Annotated in this window: 24 protein-coding genes and 1 pseudogene; 4 read left to right on the top strand and 21 right to left on the bottom strand. The window is 56.1% G+C overall.

What is annotated here, in order from left to right; all coding sequences use genetic code 11:
- The first annotated feature begins 44 nt into the window (after nt 1-44).
- Entirely contained in the window at nt 45-638 is a 594-nt protein-coding gene (locus H7R58_RS01825; RefSeq protein WP_106925100.1) for a YhgN family NAAT transporter, read from the top strand.
- Nucleotides 639-767: 129 nt separating this feature from the next.
- On the opposite strand, the gene gntU is transcribed toward H7R58_RS01825, so the two are convergent.
- From gntU to H7R58_RS01800, 5 genes are all read right to left on the bottom strand, one after another.
- Complete coding sequence (gene gntU / locus H7R58_RS01820) at nt 768-2,108, bottom strand: gluconate transporter (RefSeq protein ID WP_106925099.1); 1,341 nt, start codon at nt 2,106-2,108, stop codon at nt 768-770.
- Complete coding sequence (gntK, locus tag H7R58_RS01815) at nt 2,105-2,638, bottom strand: gluconokinase (RefSeq protein WP_182929891.1); 534 nt, start codon at nt 2,636-2,638, stop codon at nt 2,105-2,107. The genes gntU and gntK overlap by 4 nt, the downstream gene beginning before the upstream one ends.
- Nucleotides 2,639-2,798: 160 nt before the next feature.
- Nucleotides 2,799-3,794, bottom strand: coding sequence for a gluconate operon transcriptional repressor GntR (gntR, locus tag H7R58_RS01810; protein ID WP_106925097.1), 996 nt, complete (start codon nt 3,792-3,794; stop codon nt 2,799-2,801).
- A 102-nt stretch (nt 3,795-3,896) separates the two neighbouring features.
- A complete protein-coding gene (locus H7R58_RS01805) occupies nt 3,897-4,592 on the bottom strand; it encodes a pirin family protein (protein WP_064541402.1) in 696 nt (231 codons plus the stop codon).
- Between the two features lie 126 nt (nt 4,593-4,718).
- Nucleotides 4,719-5,750, bottom strand: a complete 1,032-nt coding sequence (locus H7R58_RS01800; RefSeq protein WP_182929890.1) for an oxidoreductase — start codon at nt 5,748-5,750, stop codon at nt 4,719-4,721.
- 266 nt (nt 5,751-6,016) lie between these two features.
- Here H7R58_RS01800 and yhhY point away from each other — a divergent pair, with 266 nt between their 5' ends.
- Entirely contained in the window at nt 6,017-6,514 is a 498-nt protein-coding gene (gene yhhY / locus H7R58_RS01795) for an N-acetyltransferase (protein ID WP_182929889.1), read from the top strand.
- 45 nt (nt 6,515-6,559) lie between these two features.
- Here yhhY and ggt read toward each other — a convergent pair whose 3' ends face one another.
- A complete protein-coding gene (ggt, locus tag H7R58_RS01790; RefSeq protein WP_182930581.1) occupies nt 6,560-8,302 on the bottom strand; it encodes a gamma-glutamyltransferase in 1,743 nt (580 codons plus the stop codon).
- A 122-nt stretch (nt 8,303-8,424) separates the two neighbouring features.
- Between ggt and H7R58_RS01785 the strand changes: the two are divergent.
- Nucleotides 8,425-8,736: pseudogene (locus H7R58_RS01785) on the top strand (DUF2756 family protein); the annotation flags it as partial.
- Nucleotides 8,737-8,738: 2 nt separating this feature from the next.
- Here the strand turns inward: H7R58_RS01785 and ugpQ are convergent.
- From ugpQ to livK, 12 genes are all read right to left on the bottom strand, one after another.
- Nucleotides 8,739-9,479 (bottom strand): glycerophosphodiester phosphodiesterase, encoded by a 741-nt coding sequence (gene ugpQ / locus H7R58_RS01780; protein ID WP_106925094.1) that lies wholly within the window; start codon nt 9,477-9,479, stop codon nt 8,739-8,741.
- Complete coding sequence (locus tag H7R58_RS01775; protein ID WP_182929888.1) at nt 9,476-10,546, bottom strand: sn-glycerol-3-phosphate import ATP-binding protein UgpC; 1,071 nt, start codon at nt 10,544-10,546, stop codon at nt 9,476-9,478. The genes ugpQ and H7R58_RS01775 overlap by 4 nt, the downstream gene beginning before the upstream one ends.
- Before the next feature lie 2 nt (nt 10,547-10,548).
- A complete protein-coding gene (gene ugpE / locus H7R58_RS01770) occupies nt 10,549-11,394 on the bottom strand; it encodes a sn-glycerol-3-phosphate ABC transporter permease UgpE (RefSeq protein ID WP_106925092.1) in 846 nt (281 codons plus the stop codon).
- Nucleotides 11,391-12,278, bottom strand: coding sequence for a sn-glycerol-3-phosphate ABC transporter permease UgpA (ugpA, locus tag H7R58_RS01765; RefSeq protein WP_106925091.1), 888 nt, complete (start codon nt 12,276-12,278; stop codon nt 11,391-11,393). Before ugpA ends, ugpE begins: the two co-directional genes overlap by 4 nt.
- A gap of 100 nt (nt 12,279-12,378) precedes the next feature.
- A complete protein-coding gene (gene ugpB / locus H7R58_RS01760; protein ID WP_182929887.1) occupies nt 12,379-13,695 on the bottom strand; it encodes a sn-glycerol-3-phosphate ABC transporter substrate-binding protein UgpB in 1,317 nt (438 codons plus the stop codon).
- Nucleotides 13,696-13,927: 232 nt separating this feature from the next.
- Nucleotides 13,928-14,296, bottom strand: a complete 369-nt coding sequence (locus tag H7R58_RS01755) for a type II toxin-antitoxin system death-on-curing family toxin (RefSeq protein ID WP_106925089.1) — start codon at nt 14,294-14,296, stop codon at nt 13,928-13,930.
- Nucleotides 14,293-14,514 carry a type II toxin-antitoxin system Phd/YefM family antitoxin gene (locus H7R58_RS01750; RefSeq protein ID WP_181357971.1) on the bottom strand — a complete coding sequence of 74 codons (222 nt, stop codon included), beginning with the start codon at nt 14,512-14,514 and terminating at the stop codon, nt 14,293-14,295. The genes H7R58_RS01755 and H7R58_RS01750 overlap by 4 nt, the downstream gene beginning before the upstream one ends.
- 98 nt (nt 14,515-14,612) lie before the next feature.
- Nucleotides 14,613-15,326, bottom strand: coding sequence for a high-affinity branched-chain amino acid ABC transporter ATP-binding protein LivF (gene livF, locus H7R58_RS01745; RefSeq protein WP_106925088.1), 714 nt, complete (start codon nt 15,324-15,326; stop codon nt 14,613-14,615).
- Nucleotide 15,327: 1 nt separating this feature from the next.
- Nucleotides 15,328-16,095 carry a high-affinity branched-chain amino acid ABC transporter ATP-binding protein LivG gene (gene livG / locus H7R58_RS01740; protein ID WP_182929886.1) on the bottom strand — a complete coding sequence of 256 codons (768 nt, stop codon included), beginning with the start codon at nt 16,093-16,095 and terminating at the stop codon, nt 15,328-15,330.
- Nucleotides 16,092-17,372 (bottom strand): branched chain amino acid ABC transporter permease LivM, encoded by a 1,281-nt coding sequence (gene livM / locus H7R58_RS01735; protein WP_106925086.1) that lies wholly within the window; start codon nt 17,370-17,372, stop codon nt 16,092-16,094. The genes livG and livM overlap by 4 nt, the downstream gene beginning before the upstream one ends.
- Nucleotides 17,369-18,295, bottom strand: coding sequence for a high-affinity branched-chain amino acid ABC transporter permease LivH (livH, locus tag H7R58_RS01730; protein WP_106925085.1), 927 nt, complete (start codon nt 18,293-18,295; stop codon nt 17,369-17,371). The genes livM and livH overlap by 4 nt, the downstream gene beginning before the upstream one ends.
- A 54-nt stretch (nt 18,296-18,349) precedes the next feature.
- A complete protein-coding gene (livK, locus tag H7R58_RS01725; RefSeq protein ID WP_106925084.1) occupies nt 18,350-19,459 on the bottom strand; it encodes a high-affinity branched-chain amino acid ABC transporter substrate-binding protein LivK in 1,110 nt (369 codons plus the stop codon).
- A gap of 444 nt (nt 19,460-19,903) precedes the next feature.
- Between livK and panM the strand changes: the two genes are divergently transcribed.
- On the top strand, nt 19,904-20,287 hold the full coding sequence (panM, locus tag H7R58_RS01720) for an aspartate 1-decarboxylase autocleavage activator PanM (RefSeq protein WP_106925083.1): 384 nt from the start codon (nt 19,904-19,906) through the stop codon (nt 20,285-20,287).
- A 155-nt stretch (nt 20,288-20,442) separates the two neighbouring features.
- Here the strand turns inward: panM and livJ are convergent, their stop codons facing one another.
- The 3 genes from livJ to rpoH form a co-directional block, all read right to left on the bottom strand.
- Nucleotides 20,443-21,546, bottom strand: a complete 1,104-nt coding sequence (gene livJ / locus H7R58_RS01715; protein ID WP_182929885.1) for a branched chain amino acid ABC transporter substrate-binding protein LivJ — start codon at nt 21,544-21,546, stop codon at nt 20,443-20,445.
- Between the two features lie 307 nt (nt 21,547-21,853).
- The gene (locus H7R58_RS01710; protein ID WP_106925081.1) at nt 21,854-23,119 is read right to left on the bottom strand and encodes a 4-aminobutyrate--2-oxoglutarate transaminase; all 1,266 of its coding nucleotides are present in this window, start codon (nt 23,117-23,119) and stop codon (nt 21,854-21,856) included.
- A gap of 250 nt (nt 23,120-23,369) precedes the next feature.
- On the bottom strand, nt 23,370-24,224 hold the full coding sequence (gene rpoH, locus H7R58_RS01705; protein ID WP_106925080.1) for an RNA polymerase sigma factor RpoH: 855 nt from the start codon (nt 24,222-24,224) through the stop codon (nt 23,370-23,372).
- Nucleotides 24,225-24,234: the final 10 nt, after the last annotated feature.

Genomic DNA, 24,234 nt, shown 5'->3' with positions numbered 1-24,234 from the left:
GTGAAGAGCAGAAATTCCACAACAATTATCAGGGAATTTGAGTCATGAGTGAAATCTTTTCCGCCGCCGTTTTATTGATCTTGATTATGGATCCATTGGGAAATTTACCCATTTTCATGTCGGTGCTAAAGCACACCGAACCCAAGCGCCGCAAGGCGATCATGATTCGTGAGCTTTTAATCGCACTTCTACTCATGCTGATTTTTCTCTTCGCGGGCGAGAAGATTCTGGCCTTTTTAAACCTGCGCGCCGAAACGGTTTCCATCTCCGGCGGCATCATTTTATTCCTGATTGCCATTAAGATGATTTTCCCCAGCGCGACCGGCAGTAGCTCAGGGCTGCCGGCGGGCGAAGAGCCGTTTATCGTGCCGCTCGCGATTCCGCTGGTTGCCGGGCCGACGCTGCTGGCCACGCTGATGCTGTTGTCGCATCAGTATCCGAATAACCTGTCACACCTGGTCATTGCGCTGCTGATTGCCTGGGGCGGTACGGTGGTGATTTTGCTGCAGTCGTCGCTGTTCCTGCGTCTGCTGGGGGAAAAAGGCGTGAACGCGCTTGAGCGCCTGATGGGGCTGATTCTGGTGATGATGGCGACCCAGATGTTCCTGGACGGCATTCGGATGTGGATGAAGGGATAAAACAATTTGGCCGGGCAAGTGCCCGGCCAAATACCCTCTGTAGGCCGGATAAGGCGTTTACGCCGCCATCCGGCAATGTGCGCTGAGCTGCCTGATGGCGCTGCGCTTATCAGGCCGACAACTGGGGCATTAACTTAATAACGTAAACGCGATCATACCGATAATCGCCCCAACCGTACCGAGGATGGTTTCCATCATGGTCCAGGTTTTCAGCGTCTGGGCTTCGGTCGCGCCGGTAAATTTACCAAACAGCCAGAAGCCCGCATCATTGACGTGGCTCACCACGATAGAACCGCCGCCGATACAGATAGACAGTGCAGCCAGCTGCGCGCCATTGTAGTTCAGCTGTTCAATAACCGGCATCACCAGACCCACAGCCGTCAGACAGGCGACCGTTGCCGAACCCTGAATAATACGTACCGCAGCGGCCAGAATGAAGCAGGTCAGCGCAATCGGCAGGCCCATACCGGTGAGGGCTTCGCCCAGCGCCGGACCGACGCCAGAATCCACCAGCACCTGTTTGAACACGCCGCCCGCACCGATCACCAGCAGAATAATCCCCGCCGGCTGCAGCGCTGCGCCACAAATCGCCATCACTTTATCTTTCGCCATGCCCTGACGGAACGCCAGGCCATAAATCGCCACCAGGCAGGCAATCAGAATCGCGGTGAAAGGGTGACCAATAAATTCAAACCACTGATAGGTTTCTGACTCCACCGGCACAAAGCGCGCGGCGACGGTTTTCAGCCCCACCAGAACCAGCGGCAGCAGAATCAGCGCCAGGCTAAAGCCGAAGGACGGCATTTTGCCTTCGCCAAGATGCGGCTCGGTGATGTCATCAGGAATATTCAGCTCGACGTAGCGGCTGATAAAGTTGCCCCACAGCGGCCCGGCGATAATCATCCCAGGAATGGCTGCGCACAGGCCAATCAGAATCATCCAGCCAAAGTCGGCATGCATCTGAGATGCCAGCAGCATCGGCGCAGGCCCCGGCAGCAGGAACGCCGCAGCAGCGGCAACGCCCGCAAACAGCGGGATCACCAGTCTCACCAGGTTGGTCCCGGTGTGGCGCGCCATTGAGAAGGCGACGCTGATCAGCAGCACGATGGCCACTTCAAAGAACAGCGGCAGTGCGCAGATAAGGCCAGCAATACCGATCGCATAATGCGCACGGCTGTTGCCGAACGATTTCAGCATTTTGACGGCAATCTGATCGACCGCGCCGGTTTCGTGCAGCACTTTGCCGAACATCGCCCCCAGCGCAACAACGATAGCCAGGAAGCCCAGCGTACCGCCCATCCCTTTCTCCATGGTTTGCGCGATTTTAATCAGCGGCATACCGGAGAAAAGCCCGGCACCAATGGAAACCACCATCAAAGCCAGGAAGGCGTGCATACGCGCCTTCATGACTAAAAACAGCAGCAGCAAAACGGAGCCCACTGCGGTTAACACTAACGATAAAGTTGTCACGCGTTGCGGCCTTTGTTAATCACTTCAATCGTGCTGTCGATAACGCCGTCCAGCGGCTGATCGATATCAACCACCAGCACATCGCGTTCGTCAGCGCTCGGTTCCTGCAGCGTTTCAAACTGCGTCACCAGCATCTGCGTTTTGAAGAAGTGACCTTTACGCGCCTTCAGGCGGCTCTCGATCAGGTCGAAATCCCCTTTCAGGTAAACGAAGGAGAGGTTCGGGTTACCTTCACGCAAAATATCGCGGTACGCTTTTTTCAGCGCGGAGCAGACAATCAGCGAAACCTTGTTGGTACGCTGCATGGCGAAGGCAGCATCGTTCAGCGCCTGCAGCCACGGTTTCCGGTCGTCGTCGTTCAGCGGCTCGCCGGAGGACATTTTGACGATATTGCTGCGCGGGTGCAGGAAATCGCCGTCCAGAAATGCGGCGTTCAGGCGATGCGCGACTTCGCTCGCAACGGCGGATTTGCCGCTGCCGGATACGCCCATCAGTACATAGACGTGGTGATCGTGGTTAGTCGTGCTCAAGGCGTCCTCCTGTTGGGCACTAGCAATGTGATTCGGGTAATTGTTACGGGTAACTGTTATCGGTAACATTGTCCCGCCGGGCAACTGGATAAGCAATAACCATTCGTGCCGGAAGTGAATTCTGAGTGAATATGTGTGATCTAGTTCAAATTTGTTAGGGCTAAATAGAACCGCCCGGTGACAAAGTGAAACCTAAATCTAACATTTTTGGCGTAACTGCTTCACCACGAATGCGCGCTAACAGGCGCTCTGCCCCGATACGCCCCATACGCTCACGCGGCGTCAGTACGCTGGCGAGGCGCGGCTCCATCACCTGGCCGATATCGTGACCGTGGAAACCGGCAATCGCGATGTCATCCGGGATCTTCAGCCCCAGACGCTGGCATTCAAACGCGGCGCCGACGGCCAGGTCATCGTTGGTGCAGAAAATACCGTCAAGCTGCGAGAATTCACGTCGCGCCTGGCGCATCAGCTCAATGCCCGAGGTGTACGACGACGACTGCTCAACCATCACGCTGTACGGCGTGAGGCCAGCGTCAAGCATGGCCTGCTCGTAGCCCTTTTGTTTGATGATAGTACGTTCATCAAGACGCGCGCCTAAATAGGCGATGTGCCGATGGCCGCGGGCGATAATCGCCGCCGTCATCTGCCGTGCGGCTTCAAAGTTATCAAAACCAACGGCAATATCGAGGCATGGCGACTGGCTGTCCATCAGCTCGACGACCGGAATACCGGCCACCTCAATCATCTTGAGCGTGCGGGGCGTGTGGGTGCGTTCGGTGAGAATCAGACCGTCGATGTTCCAGGAGAGCATGGATTCCAGACGCTCCTGCTCCATCTCCGGCTTATAGCCGTAGTGAGCCAGCATCGTCTGGTAGCCGTGGGCGTCGGTAACGCTTTCCACGCCGCGCAGCACTTCAGCGAAAACCTGGTTTGTTAATGAGGGTAATAGCACGCCGATGGCGCGACTGGTCGCATTGGAGAGAATATCGGGGGCCCGGTTGGGGATGTAGCCCAGATCGTCCAGCGCCGCTGCAATTTTGCCGCGTAACGCTTCAGACACTTGCTCCGGATTACGTAAAAAACGGCTAACCGTCATTTTGGTGACGCCCACGCGGTCGGCAACATCCTGCAGTACGGGTCTTTTCTTTTTCATCGTCCAAAGGCAAACAAATGTGAAGTATTTTTGAAGTTTACCACGGAGATGACGCAACCTCCCCGCTAGATTGGGGAGGTTGCGCTAATTATTTAAGCCTGATCAAACTGGCGGCAGATCGAAGAGCAAAATTTCGCTTTCGCTATCGGCATGGACCGAAATGGCCTGTTCATCCCAAATAGCCAGACCATCGCTGGTGGTTGCTTTGGTGCCATTAATGCTCACTTCGCCTTTCACGACCTGAATCCATACGCGGCGGTCGGCGGCAATCTGATGAACCGACTGTTCACCCTTTGCCAGCGCCCAGCGGTACAGCTCCATATCCTGATAAACCTTCAGCGAGCCTTCACGGGCGTCCGGCGACAGCACCAGTTGTTTACCCTGCGCAGCGTCGAAGCGGCGCTGTTCATAGCGCGGCGTGATGCCGGTTTTTTCTGGAATAATCCAGATCTGGTACAGGTGCAGCTTATCGGTGGCGCTCGGGTTGTACTCGGAGTGACGCACGCCGGTGCCCGCACTCATAATCTGGAACTCACCCGCCGGCACCTGTTCTTTGTTGCCCATGCTGTCCTGATGCTCTACCGCACCTTCCAGCACGTAGGTCAGAATTTCCATGTCTTTATGCGGGTGGGTCCCGAAGCCCTGACCGGCGTCAATCACGTCATCGTTAATGACGCGCAGCGCGGAGAAGCCCATGTAATTTGGATCGTAGTAGTCGGCAAAAGAGAAGGTATGCCAGGAGTCCAGCCAACCATGATTCGCGTGACCACGTTCATTTGCTTTGCGTAAGAAAATCATTTGTTACCCCCTCATGTTTTCGATGAAACCAGTTTGGACGTAAATCGTGCAGGATGATAGTGGGTGAAAATTGACGCCTCTAGTCAAAAAATATGAATAAGATTAGAGACGCCAACGGTGCTGATGTTAGAGGGTTATCGTAGCCGGAGAAGGCTGCGCAAAGCCGCGTTCGAGTATCTCTATATTCGTCAGAGCATCAGATTCACTGACAAAGCTCTCGCGACCGTTGACGAGGGTGTCATACAGCGCATCGTATACGCGCCCGTAGTCGCCGGTTTCAATCATGACCTCTTCGCGTACGGTATTGCCGTCATCATCGACGTATTCCAGCAGGCCTACGCTATTGTCAGCGCCAAAACCCGGTTCTCCCGGCATGATATTCGCCTTCAGGCTGGTTTCCTGCTGATCGATACCGTATTTGATAAATGACCCTTTATGACCGTGGACGATAAATTTCGGGTAGGCCAGCTTCACCAGATGGCTGCTTTTGACGATGGCTTTCAGGTCGCCATAAAACAGCTGCGCTTCGAAGGTATCATCCGGGTTAGCTTTGTTACGCAGGTGGCGGATGTCATAAGAAACCTGCTGCGGGCGGCCGAACAGCGCAATGATTTGGTCCAGCGTATGCACGCCAAGGCCATAAAACACGCCATCCTGCGGCAGCCCCGGTTGACCCGCGTCTACGGGGCGATAGTTGTCAAAGTGGCTCTCAATTTCCACAATCTGCCCAAGCTTGCCGCTTTCGATGACTTTTTTCGTGGTCAGGAAACAGGAATCAAAGCGGCGATTTTGGTAAGGCGAAATCGTCAGGCCTTTATTTTTCGCCAGTGCAAACAGTTCTTTAGCTTCGGCCAGCGTCGGGGTGAACGGTTTTTCAACCAGAACATTTTTACCCGCTTCCAGCACTTTTTTCGCGTACTCAAAGTGGCTGTCGGCGTGGGTACACACCACCACCAGCTTCACCTGCGGATCGTTCAGGATGTCGTCGAGCTCACTGGTAAAGTGGATGTGCGCATACTGCGGCGCCTGTTCGTCCGGCTTTGGGCTACGGCGATAGATGTGCGCCACGTGCCAATCGGCTTTACGGTGCAGAACGTAGGGAAGATGGTAGCGAGTGGTGCTTTTGCCAAAGCCAATGAAGGCACAGTGTAGAGTCATGGTTCAGTCCTTTTGAAGTGTTTACTGAACACCATAGCGCAACGACAGGCAAAAAAAAGCCAGCGTTAAGCTGGCTAAAGTAATACTGGAAGCAATGTGAGCAATGTCGTGCTTTCAGGTACTCCGCAAGGACGCCCTGAATGCAGGACAATAATAATCATTCTCATTCGCACTTGTCCAACACTTTTTTGCAAAAAAAGCGCATTGACGCACATTTTAAAATCAATGATGGTAAAGATGACTATCAACCACAGAGGATAAGATGAATGAGCGATATTGTGATACGCCACGCCGAAGCCAGAGATGCTGAACCTTTACGCCGCATCACCGCACATCCGGGGGTTTATCATGACACGCTACAAATTCCTCATCCGGCCATGGAAATGTGGGAAGAACGACTAAAACCGCGTCCAGGCCGTCGACATCTGGTGGCCTGCATCGACGAGCAGGTGGTCGGCCATCTGGTGCTGGATGTGGCGGATAACCCGCGCCGCAGCCACGTCGCCACCTTCGGCACCAGTATTTCCGCCGATTTTCAGGGGCGCGGGGTGGGCAGCGCGCTGATGCGTGAAATGATCAACCTGTGCGACAACTGGCTGCGCGTCGAGCGCATCGAACTGACGGTCTTCGTCGATAACCCCGTGGCGCTGGCGCTGTACCGTAAGTTCGGTTTTGACATTGAAGGCACCGGTAAGCGCTACGCGCTGCGTAACGGTGAGTATGTCGATGCCTACTTTATGGCGCGGCTGAAGACGGCGCACTGAACGGCTCCCTCTCCCTTACGGGGAGAGGGTTAACGTTAGGGTCAACTAGAACCCTGCGGTTAAGTCATCCGGCGAACGCGGGTCGGACGCACCGTACAGCGTACCGTCCGGGTCGACCATAATGCTCTGCGTGCTGCCCATGGCCTCTTTCACCGCCACCTTCTGCCCTTTCGTTTCCAGCAGTTTAAGCGTATCCGGGCTGAACCCCTTCTCAACCCGCAGCTCGTCCGGCAACCACTGGTGGTGGAAGCGCGGCGCATTGGTCGCCTCAGCGACGTTCATCCCAAAATCAATGCTGTTCACGATCATTTGCAGCACCGTAGTAATAATGCGACTCCCACCCGGGCTACCGGTGACCAGCCAGGTTTTACCGTCTTTCACCACGATGGTCGGCGACATCGACGACAGCGGGCGTTTTCTTGCCTCTACCGCGTTGGCATCACCGCCCACCAGACCATACACGTTCGGCACGCCGGGCTTGGCGGAGAAGTCATCCATTTCATTATTCAGCAGAATGCCGGTGTTCCCCGCCACAATGCCGGTACCGAAGGTGGTATTGAGGGTATAGGTTACCGCCACCGCATTGCCGTCTTTATCCACTACCGAGAAATGGGTGGTCTGGTTACTTTCATATGGCGCCAGCTTGCCGGGTTTTATCTGGCTGGAGGGTTTGGCTTTGTGGATGTCAATCTGGTCGGCTATCGATTTAGCGTAGGCTTTGTTGGTCAGCGCCTGCCACGGCACCTTCACAAAATCCGGGTCACCAAGATATTCGGAGCGGTCGGCATAGGCGCGTTTTTCCGCTTCCGCCATCAGTTGCATCGCGTCGGCGCTGCCGAAGCCGTATTGATGCAGGTCGAAGTTCTCAAGGATATTCAGGATCTGCACGATATGGATCCCGCCGGAGGACGGCGGCGGCATAGAGAAGATTTCATAGCCCCGATAGGTACCGCTAATCGGCGTGCGTTCGATGGCCTTATAACGAGCCAGATCCGCCTTGCTCATCAGCCCGCCGTTTTTGTGCATTTCATCGGCAATCTGATCGGCAATCGACCCTTTGTAGAAGGCATCCGGACCGTGTTCGGCAATCAACGCCAGGCTTTGCGCCAGATTTGCCTGCACCAGCTTGTCGCCTTTTTTCAGCGGCTCACCGTTTTTCCAGAAAATAGCTTTGCTATTGGCGTGATTCGGCAGCACTTCACTACCGTAAGTCTTGAGATCGTCGGCCAGCGCATCGTTCACGATAAAGCCGTCTTTCGCCAGCTTCATCGCCGGGTGGATCACTTTATTGAGCGGCATCGTGCCGTATTTTTCCAGCGCCAGTGAAAAGCCCGCAACGGTACCCGGCGTGCCTGAAGCCAAATGCGATGTCAGCGATTTTTTACTGTCCGGGTTGCCGTGCTCATCAAGGAACATATCGCGAGAAGCCTGCTCCGGGGCCATTTCACGAAAGTCGATCGCCGTAGTTTTACCGTCTTTGGTACGCAACAGCATAAACCCGCCGCCGCCGAGATTACCGGCCTGCGGGTGCGTGACCGCCAGCGCGTAGCCCACCGCCACCGCCGCATCGACGGCATTACCGCCCTGACGCAGAATATCCACGCCCACGCGGGTGGCTGCTGCATCGACGGATGCCACCATCCCCTTTTGGGCCCGTACGGGATGAAACACATCTTCTTCCACGCCGTAAGATACCGGGGGCGGAGGCGGGGCCGCCAGCGCGCTAAAACAGCTTCCTGAGAGCAGGGCGGCAAGCGCAACCCGGCGTAAAAACGTCAGCGTTATCATCATCATTATTCTCCAGACATGCAGGTATGGTCCGCACTAAGCCTGGTTCATAATGCTGAAATAATCCTCGTGACGGTGGGAAAGGAGTAAACTTAGAGTATCCCCTACAAGGAGGAAAGATGATGAAACGATTACTGATTGTCGCGGCGCTCTTGCCGTTCGCCGCGCTGGCCGCACCGCTGAACGTTGACAACAACCCAAACCAGCCGGGCTACGAAATTCCCAGCCAGCAGCGGATGCAGTCACGCATGCTCAACCAACAGCAGCAGCAGAAAGGCATGCTGAACCAGCAGCGGCAGGTGCAGACGCAGCAACAGCAGCAGCATCTGCAAAACCAGCTCAAAGCTAACCAGCAGCGCGTCCAGCAGGCGCAGCCCGGGATGCTCAATCAGCAGCAGCCGTTGCCCAATAACAACGGCGGCATGCTCAAATCCTATTAAGGCTGGAAGTCGGGTCCTATCACGTCAATCGCATCGGTACAGATGCAGTTTACGCCCCAGCGCAGCAGCTCCCGTGCGCGCTGGGGATTGTTTACCGTATACACCAGAATCTTCAGCCCGGCAGCGCGCAGCGCGTCCACCCGCGCTTCATCCAGCACACGGTGATTAAGGTGAATGGAGACGCAGCCCAGGCGTGAGGTCAGCGTCTGCCAGTCATCCCGCCACTCATCCAGCAGCAAACCGCGCGGCAGCTCGGGGGCCGCGAGCTGCGCGGCCTCAAGCGCATCGATTTCAAACGACGACAGCAGCGGCGGCGTCATATCGTTCCACAGCTCACGGGCGGCCAGCGCGATCGTTTTACCGGTCAGCGGCCCACAGCCGGTCGTCGGTTTAATTTCAATATTAGCCATCATGCCATGCCGACGGCAGCGTTCCGCCACCTCAGACAGCAGCGGCAGCGGCTCGCCCTTAAAAGCGCTGCTGAACCAGCTTCCCGCATCCACACGCAGCAGATCCTGCCAACTGAGATCGCCCGCTACGCCCCAGCCGTTGCTGGTGCGCTCAAGGTTATCATCATGCAGTAAAAAAATCTGACCGTCCTGAGATAGCTTGGCGTCAAACTCAATCATGGTGTGGCCGTAGCGCGCGCCCACGTCGATCGCCGCCAGGGTGTTTTCCGGGGCTAATTTACCGCCGCCGCGGTGGGCGACGATGTGAGGATAAGGCCAGTTGCTCATACACGCATTCCTGTTTCACCTTCGAAGAGGTGCAGATGATCGTCCGGCAGATGCAGCCACAGCGTAGTGCCTGCGTGCGGGCGTAACTGATGCGGTAAACGCACCACCATTTTCTGTTCGCCAAAGCGCCCATGCGCCAGGTTATCTGCACCCAAAATTTCCAGCGTATCGACCATCATCGGCACGCCGTTTTCCGCCTGTGAGCTTAACGCAATATGTTCCGGACGAATACCCAGCGTCATGGCGCGTCCGGCATATTCACGCCGCGTCTCCGGCAGCGACAGCTGCATACCGTTTGCCAGCGCAAAGCGCGTGCCGGACGCGTCCAGCCGCCCGTCCAGCAGGTTCATCGCCGGGCTGCCGATAAAGCTCGCCACAAAGCGGCTGGCCGGCTTCTCGTACACTTCCACCGGCGTGCCGATTTGCTCGGCGATACCTTTGTTCATCACCATGACGCGCTGGGCGAGGGTCATCGCTTCAACCTGATCGTGGGTGACGTACAGCGAGGTGGTGTTCAGGCGGCGGTGAAGCTGCTGCAATTCAAGACGCATCTGCACGCGCAGTTTCGCATCAAGGTTGGAAAGCGGTTCATCAAACAGGAACACCGCCGGGTCGCGCACGATGGCGCGGCCCATGGCCACACGCTGACGCTGGCCGCCGGACAGCTCGCGCGGGCGGCGTTTCAATAGCCCATCCAGCTCAAGAATGCGCGCCGCTTCCCGGACCTTCTCAGCAATGTGCGCCTTGCCCAGACCGCGAATTTTCAGCCCCCAGGCCATGTTTTCTTCCACGCTCATGTGCGGATAGAGCGCATAGTTCTGGAACACCATTGCGATGCCGCGATCCTTCGGCTCCATCTCGGTGACGCGTTTACGGTCAATCCAGATATCGCCGCTGGTGACGCGCTCAAGCCCCGCCACCATGCGCAGCAGCGTCGATTTCCCGCAGCCCGACGGGCCAACCATCACAATAAACTCCCCGTCCGCCACGTCCAGCGTCAGCGGTTGAATGACCTGGGTTTTACCGTCCCAGCTTTTGCTTACTGCCTGTAGTTTTAAACCAGCCATTTTTATTTCTCACTGTCCACTAAACCACGCACAAATGCCCTCTGCATGGCTAAAACGATAACGACGGGGGGAATCAGGGTCAGCAGCATCGCCGCCATCACCTGGTTCCACTGCGTGGTGCCTTCACCGGTGGCGATCATCCCTTTGATGCCCGCTACGGCGGTGCCGAGATTGACGTCGGTAATAATCAGCAGTGGCCAGAGATACTGGTTCCAGCCGTAAATAAAGGTAATCACGAACAGCGCCGCCAGATTGGTTTTCGACAGCGGCAGCACGATGTCGCGAAAGAAACGCATCGGCGAGGCGCCATCGATTCGCGCCGCCTCAATCAACTCGTCCGGCAGGGTCATAAAGAACTGACGGAACAGGAAAGTTGCGGTTGCCGAGGCCATCAGCGGCAGCGTCAGCCCCGCGTAGCTGTCGAGCATCTTCAGGTTGGCAATCACTTCAACCGTCGGGAAAATACGCACCTCAACCGGTAACATCAGCGTGATAAAGATCATCCAGAAGAACAGGTTACGCAGCGGAAAGCGGAACCAGACGATGGCGAAGGCGGAGAGCATCGACACCGCGATTTTGCCGACGGTAATGGCAAACGCCATGATGAAGCTGTTAAGCATCATCAGCCAGAACGGCGCGCTGTTGGCACCCACGCCGTTGACCCAAATCGCCTGCATATTTTCCAGCAGATGCGTGCCAGGAATGAGCGTCATCGGCGTTTCAAACACGGCCTGGTTATCCAGCGTGGCCGCCGTAAACGCCACGTACAGCGGGAAAAGAATCACGATAATCCCGAGGATCAGCATGGTGTGGCTGAATATCGTCAGCCCGCGACGGTTCTCAATCATTGGTAGCGCACCTTTCTTTCCACGTAGCGGAACTGCACCACGGTCAGGATGATGACGAGGAACATCAGCACCACCGACTGGGCGGCAGAGGCCGAGAGGTCCAGCCCGGCAAACCCTTCGCGGTAAATCTTGTAAATCAGCGTGGTGGTGGCCTGCACCGGGCCGCCGGCGGTAGCCGCATCAATCACCGGGAAGGTGTCGAAGAAGGCGTACACCAGGTTCACCACCAGCAGGAAGAAGCTCACCGGCGCAATCAGCGGCAGCGCCAGCTTGAAGAAGCGGCGAATCGGGCCCGCGCCGTCGATGGCAGCGGCCTCCACTAAGGAGCGCGGAATAGATTGCAGCGCGGCGAAGAAGAACAGGAAGTTGTAGCTGATTTGCTTCCACACCGAGGCGAAAACCACCAGGAACATAGCCTGACCGCTGTTTTGCGCATGGTTCCAGTCATAGCCGAACTCGCCGAGGAAATGGGTAATCAGGCCACGACCGGGGTTGAACAGGAAGATCCACAGCACGGCGGCCACGGCAGGCGCGACGGCGTAAGGCAGCAGCATCAGCGTCTGGTAGAGACGGCTGCCGCGTACCACGTAATCCACCAGCGCGGCGAAAAACAGCGACACCAGCAGGCCGCTGACGGTGACCAGGGTGCTGAACTTCATCGTCGTCCAGAAGGAGTCGAGATAGTACGGATCGTGGAACAGCGTGACGAAGTTATCCAGGCCGACAAACTGGCTGGAGAGGCCAAACGGATCGACGTTTTGCAGCGAGTACCACAGCGCTTCACCGGCGGGCCAGATAAAGAAAATAACGGTGATAATCAGCTGCGGGGCGACCAATGCGTAGGGCAGCCAGCGGGATTTAAACACCGGACGGGATGATGACATGAAGGTTTTATTCCTGAGCAGTGCCGGATGGCGCGATGCTTATCCGGCCTACATCAACGCGTAGGCCGGGTAAGGCGAAGCCGCCACCCGGCATTTCACATTAAGACTTGGTCGATTGCTCGAAGCGGCGCAGCAACTGATTCCCGCGCTCTACCGCAGAGTCCAGCGCCTGCTGAGGCGTTTTCTTACCGGACCAGACGCTTTCCAGTTCTTCATCCACGATGGTACGAATCTGCGGCATGTTGCCCAGACGCAGGCCTTTGGTGAACGGCAACGGCGGCTTGTTCAGCATCTGACGCGTGGCGATATCGGCGCCAGGATTCTTGTCATAGAAGCCCTGCTGACGCGTTAAATCGTACGCTGCGGTGGTGATCGGCAGATAGCCGGTTTTCTGATGCCATTCCGCGGCATTTTCCGGCTTCGCCAGGAACTCGAGGAACTTCGCCACGCCGGTGTAGGTTTCCTTGTCTTTACCCTGCATCACCCACAGGCTCGCCCCGCCGATGATGGCGTTTTGCGGCGCGCCCTTCACGTCGGCGTCGTACGGCATCATGCCCACGCCGTAGTTGAATTTGGCGTAATGACGGATGTCTGCCAACGAGCCGGAAGAAGCGGTGGTGATAGCGCAATCGCCGTTGTAGAACTTCTCGGTCGATTCGTCTTTACGGCCAAAGTAACTGAAATCGCCCTTCTTATTCAGCGCTTCCAGCAAGGCAATGTGTTTGACCTGCTCCGGCTTGTTGAACTCCAGTACCGCATCGGTACCGTCGAAGCCGTTGTTTTTAGTCGCGACCGGCAGACCGTGCCAGGCGCTGAAGTTTTCAATCTGGATCCAGCCCTGCCAGCCGCTGGCGTAGCCGCACTTCATACCCGCCGCTTTTAGCTTCGCGGTATACTCGGCCAGATCCTGCCAGGTTTTTGGCGGCTGCTCCGGGTCTAACCCGGCTTTCTTGAAGGCGTCTTTGTTGTAGTACAGCACCGGGGTAGAGCTGTTAAACGGCTGGGAGAGCAGGTGCCCGGTTTTCGCATCGGTGTAGTAACCGGAAACCGTCGGCACAAACTGAGATTCGTCGAACTTGATACCGGCATCGCTGAATACCTGATATACCGGCTTAATCGCCTTAGAGGCCATCATGGTGGCGGTGCCCACTTCATACACCTGCAGCAGCGCCGGGGCGTTGCCGGTACGGAAGGCGGCGATGCCTGCGCTCAGGCTCTGCTCGTAGTTGCCTTTGTACACCGGGGTAATTTTGTAGTCCGGGTTGGCGGCGTTAAAACGCTGCGCCAGGGAGTCAACTTCTTTGCCCAGCTCACCTTCCATTGAGTGCCAGAACGGAATCGTGGTAACCGCCATAGCCTGACCTGCGAATGCCAGACTCATTGCCAATCCTAAAGCTGTATGTCGTAACGATATCATCGGTTATCTCTCTTTTTGTGCCGGGATGCGCGATATCACGCGTTTTATGTTCGCGGGGGTAACATGACATGCTCGAATGACAGAAAAATAACTTTTTTATTACAAAAAAAAGATAGTAACGCGACAAAGGGATGGCAAGGCGGTGACGGTTGTGAGAAGGGAAAGTGGGAGCTGAGACACGTATAGGTGTCGTGTCAGTACCCGGGTCGGCGCTGGCACAGCACTATCGGGATCATCCACGGAGCCGGGCTGCTATCTGCTCCAGCGTGAGTTGCCCAGCGGCAGCCTCAACCGTCATCGCAACAAAATCAGGATTAGCCGGTAATGAAATGCCGTTACGCTTTAAAAACAGTAAGGTAATAAATAATGCCGTCCGTTTATTTCCGTCATTAAAAATATGCCCACGCGAGATCGCCAGCAGATGCATTGCCGCAAGCAGCCAGACATCTGTCACGCCTTGATATTCGATTTGATTGAGCACCCGGTACATCAGCGCTTCTGCGCGGCCGGGATCGGGCATTCCCTCTACGCCAGGCGTTACGCGGAGCAACCTGTCGTGAAACTGTATTATCTCTTCCGCTGAGATAATCTGAAGGGTCATTTATCTGCCAGCTCCCTGATTTCATTACCATGTATCGCCATGATTGCCGCGAATTCATCATCCATTCTGGCCGCCTGATAACGCTCAAATTCTTCCGCGCTGATAATCACCGCAGGCTTATGCCCTCGGCGCGTAATGGTGACAGGCCCCCCGCTGACGGCACTTTCCAGTACCTCCGCCAGATTCTGCCGCGCTTCACTGTAGTTAATCGTACGCATATTCACCTCCAAATATGTACAATACAATTGTACAGCCATATTGTACAAAAAGAGAGCCATGAGGCTCTCTTTTTGTTTGGCCCGGGCGCTGCTGAAAACTAACCGCCGAGGTACGCGCTGCGCACCGCTTCGTTAGCCAGCAGCGCATCACCGGTATCTTCCAGCACCACGTGGCCGTTTTCCAGCACGTAGCCGCGGTCGGCAAGCTTCAGCGCCTGGTTGGCGTTCTGCTCGACGAGGAAGATGGTCATGCCCTGCTCGCGCAGTTGTTCGATGGTGTCGAAGATCTGCTGGATGATAATCGGCGCTAATCCCAGCGACGGCTCATCCAGCAGCAACAGGCGCGGCTGGCTCATCAGCGCACGGCCAATCGCCAGCATCTGCTGCTCACCGCCGGACATGGTGCCCGCTCGTTGGATACGGCGCTCAAGCAGGCGTGGGAACAGCTCGTAGACCCACTTGATGCGATCCTGGAACTGGTCACGCTCGGCAAAAAAGCCGCCCATCGCCAGGTTCTCTTCCACCGTCATGCGCGAGAAGACGCGGCGCCCTTCCGGGACAATCGCCACCGCTTCGCGCATGATTTTTGCCGTCTGCCAGTCGGTAATGTCTTTATCATCAAAGACAATGCGCCCGCTGGTGGCGCGCGGATCGCCGCACAAGGTGCCGAGCAGCGTGGTTTTGCCCGCGCCGTTGGCGCCGATAAGCGTTACGATCTCACCCTGATTAATGTGCAGACTCACGTCGTGCAGCGCCTGAATCTTACCGTAGTGGGCGCTGACTTTATCAAACGATAACATCACTTTATCCATATTATGCCTCACCCAGATACGCGCGGATCACATCCGGGTTGTTGCGAATCTCTTCCGGTGTGCCGTTGGCTAACGGCGTACCCTGGTTCACCACGTAGATACGGTCGGAAATACCCATCACCAGCTTCATATCGTGTTCAATCAACAAGATAGAGGTGTTGTGATGATTACGCAGTTCGGCAATCAGCTCGTCCAGCTCTTTGGTCTCTTTTGGGTTAAGACCGGCAGCCGGTTCATCGAGCATCAGGATTTCCGGCTGGGTCACCATGCAGCGGGCAATCTCCAGGCGACGCTGGTCTCCATAGGCCAGGTTCGACGCCTGGCGGTTGGCGTGCTCAAGCAGGCCGATACGCTCAAGCCAGACGGCGGCGCGGTCCAGCGCTTCGCTCTGCGCACGCCTGAACGATGGCGTTTTCAACAGCCCGGAGAAGACACCGGTTTTCAGCTGCTGATGCTGCGCCACCAGCAGGTTTTCAATCACCGTCATCTCGCGGAACAGGCGCACATGCTGGAAGGTACGTACCACGCCCATACGCGCAATCTGCTGGCCTGGCAGCCCTTCCAGATGCTTATCGCGCAGCATAATGGTGCCGCCGGTCGGCTTGTAGAAGCCGGTCAGGCAGTTAAAGACCGTGGTTTTTCCCGCGCCGTTCGGGCCAATCAGGGAGACGATCTCCTGAGGATGCAGCTCCAGCGCCACGTTGTTGACCGCCAGCAGGCCGCCAAAACGCATCATCAGGCCGTTAACGGATAATAATGGCTGACTCATACCTGCTCTCCTTCTTTCGCTTGCCCGTTTTTCAACTTCATCTGTACACGGGTCATCGGCAGAAGGCCCTGCGGACGCCAGATCATCATCAGCACCATCAGGCCGCCGAGCATCAGCATGCTGTATTCGTTAAAGTCACGCATCAGCTCGCGTGACACCACCAGCAGAATTGCCGCGAGGATGACCGCAAACTGCGAGCCCATCCCGCCCAGTACCACAATCGCCAGCACGAAGGCTGACTCGGCAAAGGTGAACGATTCCGGGCTAACAAAGCCCTGGCGCGCGGCAAACAGCGTACCGGCAAAACCGGCAAACGCGGCGCTGATGGTAAAAGCGGTCAGCTTGATGCGCGTTGGGCTCAGGCCCAGCGAGCGGCAGGCAATTTCATCTTCACGCAGCGCTTCCCACGCGCGGCCCAGCGGCATACGCAGCAGGCGGTTAATCACGAACAGGCTCAGCACCACCAGCAGCAGCGCGACCAGGTAAAGGAAGATAACGCGGTCGGACGGGTCGTACTTGACGTTAAAGAAGTTGCTGAAGGTATCCCAGCCACCTTCACGCGCGCTGCGGCTGAACTCAAGGCCGAAGAAGGTTGGCTTTGGAATCTGGCTAATGCCGTTCGGGCCGCCGGTGATTTCGGTGTTGTTAAGCAGCAGGATACGGACGATTTCACCGAAGCCCAGGGTCACAATCGCCAGATAGTCACCGCGCAGACGCAGTACCGGGAAGCCGAGCAGGAAGCCCGCCGCCGCCGAGACCAGCCCCGCGATTGGCAGACAGGTCCAGAAGCCGAGACCGTAATAATGGTTCAGCAACGCGAAGGTATAGGCGCCGATGGCATAGAAGCCACCATAGCCCAGCACCAGCAGGCCAGAAAGACCCACCACCACGTTCAGACCTAACCCGAGAATGATGTAAATCATGGTCAGGGTGGCGATATCCACCGTGCCGCGCGACACCATAAACGGCCACGCCACGGCAATCACCAGCAGCGCAATCAGGAACAGCTTTTGTTTCACCGTCGAGCCGTCAATCGCCGGCAGGATAAACTTCGGCCCGGAGACGCTTTTCAGCCCTTTCTGGAACAGCGGGCGCAGCATCTGGAAGAAAAACACCACCGCCGTGCCGATAAAGATCCACTGCCAGCGGATATCCGCCGCGCTGCCGACCACCAGTTTGGTGCCGTCAAGCTGCAGCTGCACGCCCATAAAGACGCCTGCCAGCACAAAGAACATGGCGGCAGAGAGCAGCGCCATCGCAAATTGCATCGGTTTCATACTTTCTCTACCTCCGGGCGGCCCAGGATACCGGTTGGCATCACCAGCAGGACCACGATCAGCAGCGCGAACGACACCACGTCTTTATATTCGGTGCTCAGGTAGGCCGACGACAGCGCTTCCGCAATGCCGAGGATCAGTCCGCCGATCATCGCGCCTGGAATGCTGCCGATACCGCCGAGTACCGCCGCAGTGAAGGCTTTCATCCCGGCCATAAAGCCGATGTACGGGTTGATAACGCCGTAGAACTGGCCAAGCAGTACGCCCGCCACCGCCGCCATCGCCGCACCGATAACGAAGGTCAGCGCAATCACACGGTCGGTGTTGATGCCCAGCAGGCTGGCCATCTTCAGATCTTCGGCACAAGCACGGCAGGCGCGGCCCATCCGCGAGTAGCGAATAAACAGCGTCAGCGCCAGCATCGCGATAAAGGTCACAATCCAGATGACCAGCTGCATGGTAGTAATTGAAGCGGAGAAGTTATCGCTGCTGCCAACAATCCACTGACCGTTAAACAGGCTCGGCAATGCGACATCGCGCGAACCTTCGGTCAGGCTGACGTAGTTTTGCAGGAAGATAGACATCCCGATAGCGGAGATCAGCGCAATCAGACGCTTGGAGTTACGTACCGGGCGATAGGCTACCCGTTCGATACTCCAGCCGTAGGCGCTGGCAATGACGATCGCCCCGATAAAGCCAGCCGCCACCAGCAGCCAGCCGGTGTCGATGCCCATCATCATCAGCGCGGCGATGATCATAAAGGAGACATAACTACCGATCATGTACACCTCGCCGTGGGCGAAGTTGATCATGCCGATAATCCCGTACACCATGGTGTAACCGATGGCGATCAGTGCATAGGTGCTTCCCAGCGTTACGCCGTTAAACATCTGCTGCACAAAGTAGAGAACCTGCTCTGACATAAATTAGCCTTTTGCTACCCCTGCGGATCTTCGCCCGCCAGGGGGAAATGAAGGTTACTTCACCGCGCTGGATGAGCCGTCGGCGTGCCACTGGAATACGCCAAATTCAAAGCCTTTCAGGTCGCCTTTTTCATCCCAGGACAGCGGCCCAATCACGGTTTTCGCCCCGTTGGCTTTTAAATCCTTAATCAGCGCCTGCGGCTCATCGCTGCCGGTACGTTCCATGGCGGTAGCCAGAGACTGCACGGCGGCGTAGGTGATCCACACGTACGGGCCGCTCGGATCTTTCTTCTGCGCTTTCAGGGCATCGACGATAGCGCTATTTGCCGGATCCTGGTCATAGCGTTTTGGCATGGTCACCAGCATACCTTCCGCCGCAGCGCCCGCGATGTTCGACAGCGACGCGTTACCCACCCCTTCCGGGCCCATAAACTGGGTTTTCAGACCCACGGCGCGCGCCTGACGCAGCATCTGGCCCATTTCCGGGTAGTAGCCGCCGTAGTAAACGAAGTCGATATTCTCTTTTTGCAAGCGGGCAATCAGCGCGGAGAAGTCTTTCTCCCCGGCGGTAATGCCGTCGAAGAAGACGATGTTGGCGCCGCCTTTTTTCAGCCCATCCTGTACGGAACGCGCCAGGCCTTCGCCATACTGCTGTTTGTCATGAATGATGGCGATACGCTGCGGTTTGACCTTATTCAGAATGTAGTTTGCCGCCGTCGGCCCCTGCGAAGAGTCCAGGCCTGCGGTTCGCATAATGTACTGATAGCCGCGTTGGGTCAGCTCCGGGTTGGTGGCCCCTGGGGAGATCATCAGAATGCCTTCATCTTCATAAATGTCAGACGCAGGCTGCGTTGAAGAGGAGCAGAGGTGGCCGATGACGTATTTAATACCGTCATTGACGATTTTGTTGGCGACCGCCACCGCTTGTTTCGGGTCACAGGCGTCGTCGTACTCCACGCCCACCAGTTTATCGCCCTTAATACCGCCTTTGGCGTTGATATCTTTAATGGCCTGGCGCGCGCCGTTGAACTCCATGTCGCCCCACTGCGCAACCGGGCCGGACATCGCACCAACGACCGCAACCTTGATATCGTCAGCCAAAGCCCCTTGAGACATAGCCAGCGCGATCATCCCTGCGATTACTGTTTTTGTATTCCTTTTCATACTTCGGGATCCCCATTCGTGATGTCGTGTTTACACGTCGTGGCGTGTAGATATTTTGTAATGTTGTGGTTAAAAAGCATTCTGTACTTTTACTATACAACGCTATTTTTGCCATTATCTTTAATGGGTTAGCGCAGCTTTTTGAACGAAAACAGACTAAATTCTCTATTTTTCAGTCTATTAAGAAAAGATAATATTCTGATTTTTGCCATAGATAAACAAAAAAAAGTCCGCTATGCAGCATAAAATAACGGCACAAAGAGCCGAATAAAACGCTGGATTTTAGGTTAAAATTCTGTCGATTTTTCGATCCATGCTGTTTCGGACTGCCGCCGGAGTTATCGAAAAACGAATCACCTGGCTGCCAGGGCAAAAAAGAGAGAGCCTGCAGCAGAATAAATTGAGTACACTGACCGTCATTTCCGTGATTTGAGCCCATTGCCCATGAAGCTGACCATCATCCGTTTAGAGACCTTTAGCGACCAGGACCACATTTGCCTTGGCAAGATCTGGCCCGCCGGTACTGCCACAGAACGTGCGCTCGACGACGCTCACCGTCTGTATGCCGCCCGCTTTAATGAACGCCTGCTTGCCGCCGTGAAGGTGACGTTGAACGGTGCCCATGGCCAGCTTGATGATCTTTGCGTACGCGAAGTCACCCGCCGCCGCGGCGTAGGGCAGTATCTGGTGGAAGAGGTGATGCGCGATAACCCGCAGGTCAACCGCTGGACGCTGAGCAAGTCAGGTGTTGAAGAGAGCCTGGAAATGGCGGCGTTTGCGAAAGCACTGGGGTTTAAATCGCAGACAGACGGCTGGGTTCGCGGGTAGTGACGATCCCGGCGTCGGCTAACGCCTCGGCCGGGCGACATCTCGTGCAGGCCTGATAAGCACAGCGCCATCAGGCAGCGCTACGCACATTGCCGGATGGCGGTATACGCCTTATCCGGCCTCCATTTGATGCGGTTCCGTAGCGCAATAAAGTCTTACTTCGCGTCGGTCGCCGTACCGTTCGCGTGCCAGTTGAAGATACCGAATTCGAAGCCCTTCAGGTCACCTTTCTCATCCCAGGACAGCGGCCCCATGACGGTATCTACGGTGTTGGCCTTCAGGAATTTAGCAATCTCAGCCGGATCGTCAGAGTGGTTCAGGCCCGCCTGCAGCGACTGCAGCGCCGCGTAGGTGGTCCACACGAACGCACCGCTCGGATCCTGTTTCTTCGCCTTAATCGCATCAACGATCGGTTTGTTCGCTGGAACCTGGTCGTAGTTCTTAGGTTTCGTCACCAGCAGACCTTCCGCAGAATCGCCCGCGATATTAGACAGCGACACGTTCGCCACGCCTTCCGGCCCCATGAACTGGGTTTTCAGACCAGCAGCCCGAGCCTGACGCAGGATCTGGCCCATCTCAGGGTGGTAACCGCCGAAGTAAACAAAGTCGATGTTCTCTTTCTTCAGTCGCGCAACCAGCGTAGAGAAGTCTTTCTCACCAGCGGTAATACCGTCAAAGAAGACCACATTCGCGCCGCCCTTCTTCAGGCCGTCCTGCACCGCACGCGCCAGGCCTTCACCGTACTGCTGCTTATCGTGAACGACTGCGATGCGCTGTGGCTTCACTTTCTCGAGGATGTATTTCGCGGCGGTCGGGCCCTGGTCGGAGTCCAGACCGGTGGTGCGCAGAATCAGCTTATAGCCGCGAGCGGTCAGTTCCGGCGCCGTCGCTGCCGGAGTAATCATCAAGATACCTTCGTCTTCATAGATATCAGACGCAGGCTGTGTAGAGGAGGAGCAGAGGTGACCGATAACGTATTTGATCCCGTCATTCACCACTTTGTTTGCCACCGCAACCGCCTGTTTCGGATCGCAGGCGTCATCATATTTGACGATTTCCAGCTTATTACCTTTGATACCGCCTTTGGCGTTAATATCGGCAACCGCCTGAGTCGCACCGCTGAACTCCTGGTCACCGTACTGCGCCACCGGGCCGGACATTGCGCCAACAACAGCAACTTTAATATTTTCTGCTAATGCCATATTGCTGAATGCCAGTGCAATACATCCTGCCAGTAACGCTTTACCCTTCATTTTCATCCTGAGGTTCCCCATTGTTATGGTTATTGCATTTGTTGTGATGTTGTTATTTAGCACATTATTCTTATATCAGACGCATGGTAAGTATAAGATATTAATATTAAGGGACGCTGCCTGTGCTTTTGCAGCATACTCTGCTAAAACATACCCCATTTTTATGAATTTGAAACGTTAATTTTGACGGATTTGTAACGCGAAAATGACAAAAAAAAGCCACTCATCGGAGTGGCTTAAATGTTCGGGTGACAACATAAAGTAGGCCGGATAAGGCAACGCCGCCATCCGGCAATGCACATGGCGGCTGCGCTTATTCCGCCAGCGCCCGGCGAATCACCTCCAGCGCCTGCTGGAACTGTTTCTCTGGAATGGTGAGCGGATAAAGGAAGCGGATGACGTTGCCGTAGACGCCGCAGCTCAGCAGCAGCACCCCTTCCGCCAGCGCACGCTCCTGCACTAATTTGGTGAATTCCGGCGACGGCTCGCGGGTTTGCGGGTCGACAAACTCGACGGCCACCATCGATCCCACGCCGCGCACGTCGGCAATCGCCGGGCAGCTTTCTCGGGTCTTGTTCAGCACTTCAATGAGATGCTGGCCCAGGTGATTCGCCCGCGTGCACAGCGCCTCTGCGTCAATCACGTCCAGCACCGCATGGGCGGCAGCAATCGCCAGCGGGTTACCGGCGTAGGTACCGCCAAGGCCGCCCGGCGCAGGCGCATCCATCACTTCGGCACGCCCGACCACGCCAGAAAGCGGGAAACCGCCGGCCAGGCTTTTGGCCATCGTGATCAAATCCGGCTTCACGCTGTGGTGTTCCATCGCAAAGAGCTTGCCGGTACGGGCAAAACCGGTTTGCACCTCATCGGCAATAAGCAGAATACCGTGGGTATCGCACAGCGTACGCAGCGCCTGCATAAAGTCAGGCGGCGCAACGTTAAAGCCCCCCTCTCCCTGCACCGGCTCAAGAATAATGGCCGCAACCTGATCCGCTGCGATGTCGGCTTTGAAAATGTGGTTCAGGCTTTTCAGGGCCATATCGGTCGTCACACCGTGTGCAGCGTTTGGATAGAGCGCATGGTAGACCGAACCGGGGAACGGGCCAAAACCGATTTTGTAGGGCGCCACTTTGCCTGTCAGGGCCATCGTCATAAAGGTACGGCCGTGGAAACCACCGCCGAAGGTAATCAACCCCGGACGCCGGGTGTAGGCGCGGGCAATTTTTACCGCATTCTCTACGGCTTCAGCCCCGGTGCTGAAGAACGCCGTTTTGGCATTTCCAGCAATCGGCGCCGCTGCATTAATACGTTCTGCTAATGATACATAGCTTTCGTAGGGGACAATCTGATAGGCGGTATGGGTGAAAGCCTGAAGCTGTTTCTCCACCGCAGCCATCACCTGCGGGTGACGATGGCCGGTATTCAGCACCGCAATCCCGGCGGCAAAATCGATATACTCATTCCCTTCAATATCCCACAGCGTGGCGTTCTCAGCGCGATCCGCATAGAATCCGCACATCACGCCAACCCCGCGCGGCGTCGCCTGCAAACGCCGATGATTCAGTGACTCGTTACTCACGGTAAACCCCCTGCCGTTAAAAGACGGAAAAATTCGTAGCGCTTATTGAGTTTTTGCCATTGGCTGAATTAACGCCAGCGGCAAACGCGAAATAAGCAGAGGAAAGCGTGATGACGGTGAGATTATCTGGAGGACGAGCCCGTAGCGGGGCCGATTGCCGGATGGCGGATGGCGGATGCACCTTATCCAGCCTACAAAACAAAAACCCCCGAATTCACATTCGAGGGTTCATTGGGTACGACGCCAAAAATCAGGCTTCGATAGCCGCACGCAGTTTTTTCATCGCGTTCTTTTCAAGCTGGCGCACGCGTTCGGCGGAAACGCCGTAACGATCGGCCAGTTCCTGCAGCGTAGACTTGTTGTCTTCATCCAGCCAGCGGGCACGGATGATGTCCTGACTACGTTCGTCCAGGCCCTGCATCGCGTCGGTCAGCTTGTTGGCCGCCTGCTCTTCCCAGTTATCGTCTTCAATGCCGTCAGCAAAGTTGGACGATTTGTCCTGCAGATAGAGCACCGGGGCAACCGTCTGGCTGTCGGATTCATCATCCGAGGACATATCAAACGCCATGTCCTGCGCCGCCATACGTGATTCCATTTCACGCACGTCTTTGCTGGATACGCCCAGTTCGCGGGCCACCATTTCCACTTCGTCCTGATTGAACCAGCCCAGACGCTGCTTGGTTTTACGCAGGTTGAAGAACAGCTTACGCTGTGCCTTAGTGGTCGCAACTTTGACGATACGCCAGTTACGCAGCACATATTCGTGGATTTCTGCTTTGATCCAGTGCACCGCAAAGGAGACAAGGCGTACGCCCACTTCTGGGTTAAAACGACGCACCGCTTTCATCAGGCCAATGTTGCCTTCCTGAATCAGGTCCGCCTGCGGCAGGCCATAGCCCGAGTAGTTACGAGCAATATGAACAACAAAGCGCAGGTGAGACAGGATCAGCGTTTTAGCTGCTTCCAGATCGCCCTGGTAATGCAGCCGTTCAGCAAGCGCCTTTTCTTCATCAGCCGTCAACATCGGCCATGCGTTCGCAGCCCGGATATAGGATTCCAGGTTACCAACAGGGGCTAACGCTAAATTTTGCATTTCTTTGGTCATTCAAATCCTC

Origin of the sequence: Klebsiella sp. WP4-W18-ESBL-05, from assembly GCF_014169075.1 — a bacterium.
GTDB lineage: Bacteria > Pseudomonadota > Gammaproteobacteria > Enterobacterales > Enterobacteriaceae > Kluyvera > Kluyvera ascorbata_B.
The sequence above is the reverse complement of the archived record's forward strand: the minus strand, read 5'-3'. Positions and strand labels throughout refer to the sequence as shown.

Coding starts and splice junctions, on each gene's coding strand:
- gntR (WP_106925097.1), bottom strand. CDS start 3,794: ATGAAAAAGAAAAGACCCGTACTGCAGGATGTTGCCGACCGCGTGGGC.
- H7R58_RS01800 (WP_182929890.1), bottom strand. CDS start 5,750: ATGACTCTACACTGTGCCTTCATTGGCTTTGGCAAAAGCACCACTCGC.
- yhhY (WP_182929889.1), top strand. CDS start 6,017: ATGAGCGATATTGTGATACGCCACGCCGAAGCCAGAGATGCTGAACCT.
- ugpA (WP_106925091.1), bottom strand. CDS start 12,278: ATGTCATCATCCCGTCCGGTGTTTAAATCCCGCTGGCTGCCCTACGCA.
- rpoH (WP_106925080.1), bottom strand. CDS start 24,224: ATGACCAAAGAAATGCAAAATTTAGCGTTAGCCCCTGTTGGTAACCTG.
- H7R58_RS01750 (WP_181357971.1), bottom strand. CDS start 14,514: ATGCGTACGATTAACTACAGTGAAGCGCGGCAGAATCTGGCGGAGGTA.
- livJ (WP_182929885.1), bottom strand. CDS start 21,546: ATGAAAATGAAGGGTAAAGCGTTACTGGCAGGATGTATTGCACTGGCA.
- H7R58_RS01805 (WP_064541402.1), bottom strand. CDS start 4,592: ATGATTTTCTTACGCAAAGCAAATGAACGTGGTCACGCGAATCATGGT.
- livM (WP_106925086.1), bottom strand. CDS start 17,372: ATGAAACCGATGCAATTTGCGATGGCGCTGCTCTCTGCCGCCATGTTC.
- livK (WP_106925084.1), bottom strand. CDS start 19,459: ATGAAAAGGAATACAAAAACAGTAATCGCAGGGATGATCGCGCTGGCT.
- ggt (WP_182930581.1), bottom strand. CDS start 8,302: ATGATAACGCTGACGTTTTTACGCCGGGTTGCGCTTGCCGCCCTGCTC.
- H7R58_RS01825 (WP_106925100.1), top strand. CDS start 45: ATGAGTGAAATCTTTTCCGCCGCCGTTTTATTGATCTTGATTATGGAT.
- H7R58_RS01775 (WP_182929888.1), bottom strand. CDS start 10,546: ATGGCTGGTTTAAAACTACAGGCAGTAAGCAAAAGCTGGGACGGTAAA.
- ugpE (WP_106925092.1), bottom strand. CDS start 11,394: ATGATTGAGAACCGTCGCGGGCTGACGATATTCAGCCACACCATGCTG.
- H7R58_RS01755 (WP_106925089.1), bottom strand. CDS start 14,296: ATGACCCTTCAGATTATCTCAGCGGAAGAGATAATACAGTTTCACGAC.
- livH (WP_106925085.1), bottom strand. CDS start 18,295: ATGTCAGAGCAGGTTCTCTACTTTGTGCAGCAGATGTTTAACGGCGTA.
- livF (WP_106925088.1), bottom strand. CDS start 15,326: ATGGATAAAGTGATGTTATCGTTTGATAAAGTCAGCGCCCACTACGGT.
- ugpB (WP_182929887.1), bottom strand. CDS start 13,695: ATGATATCGTTACGACATACAGCTTTAGGATTGGCAATGAGTCTGGCA.
- ugpQ (WP_106925094.1), bottom strand. CDS start 9,479: ATGAGCAACTGGCCTTATCCTCACATCGTCGCCCACCGCGGCGGCGGT.
- panM (WP_106925083.1), top strand. CDS start 19,904: ATGAAGCTGACCATCATCCGTTTAGAGACCTTTAGCGACCAGGACCAC.
- livG (WP_182929886.1), bottom strand. CDS start 16,095: ATGAGTCAGCCATTATTATCCGTTAACGGCCTGATGATGCGTTTTGGC.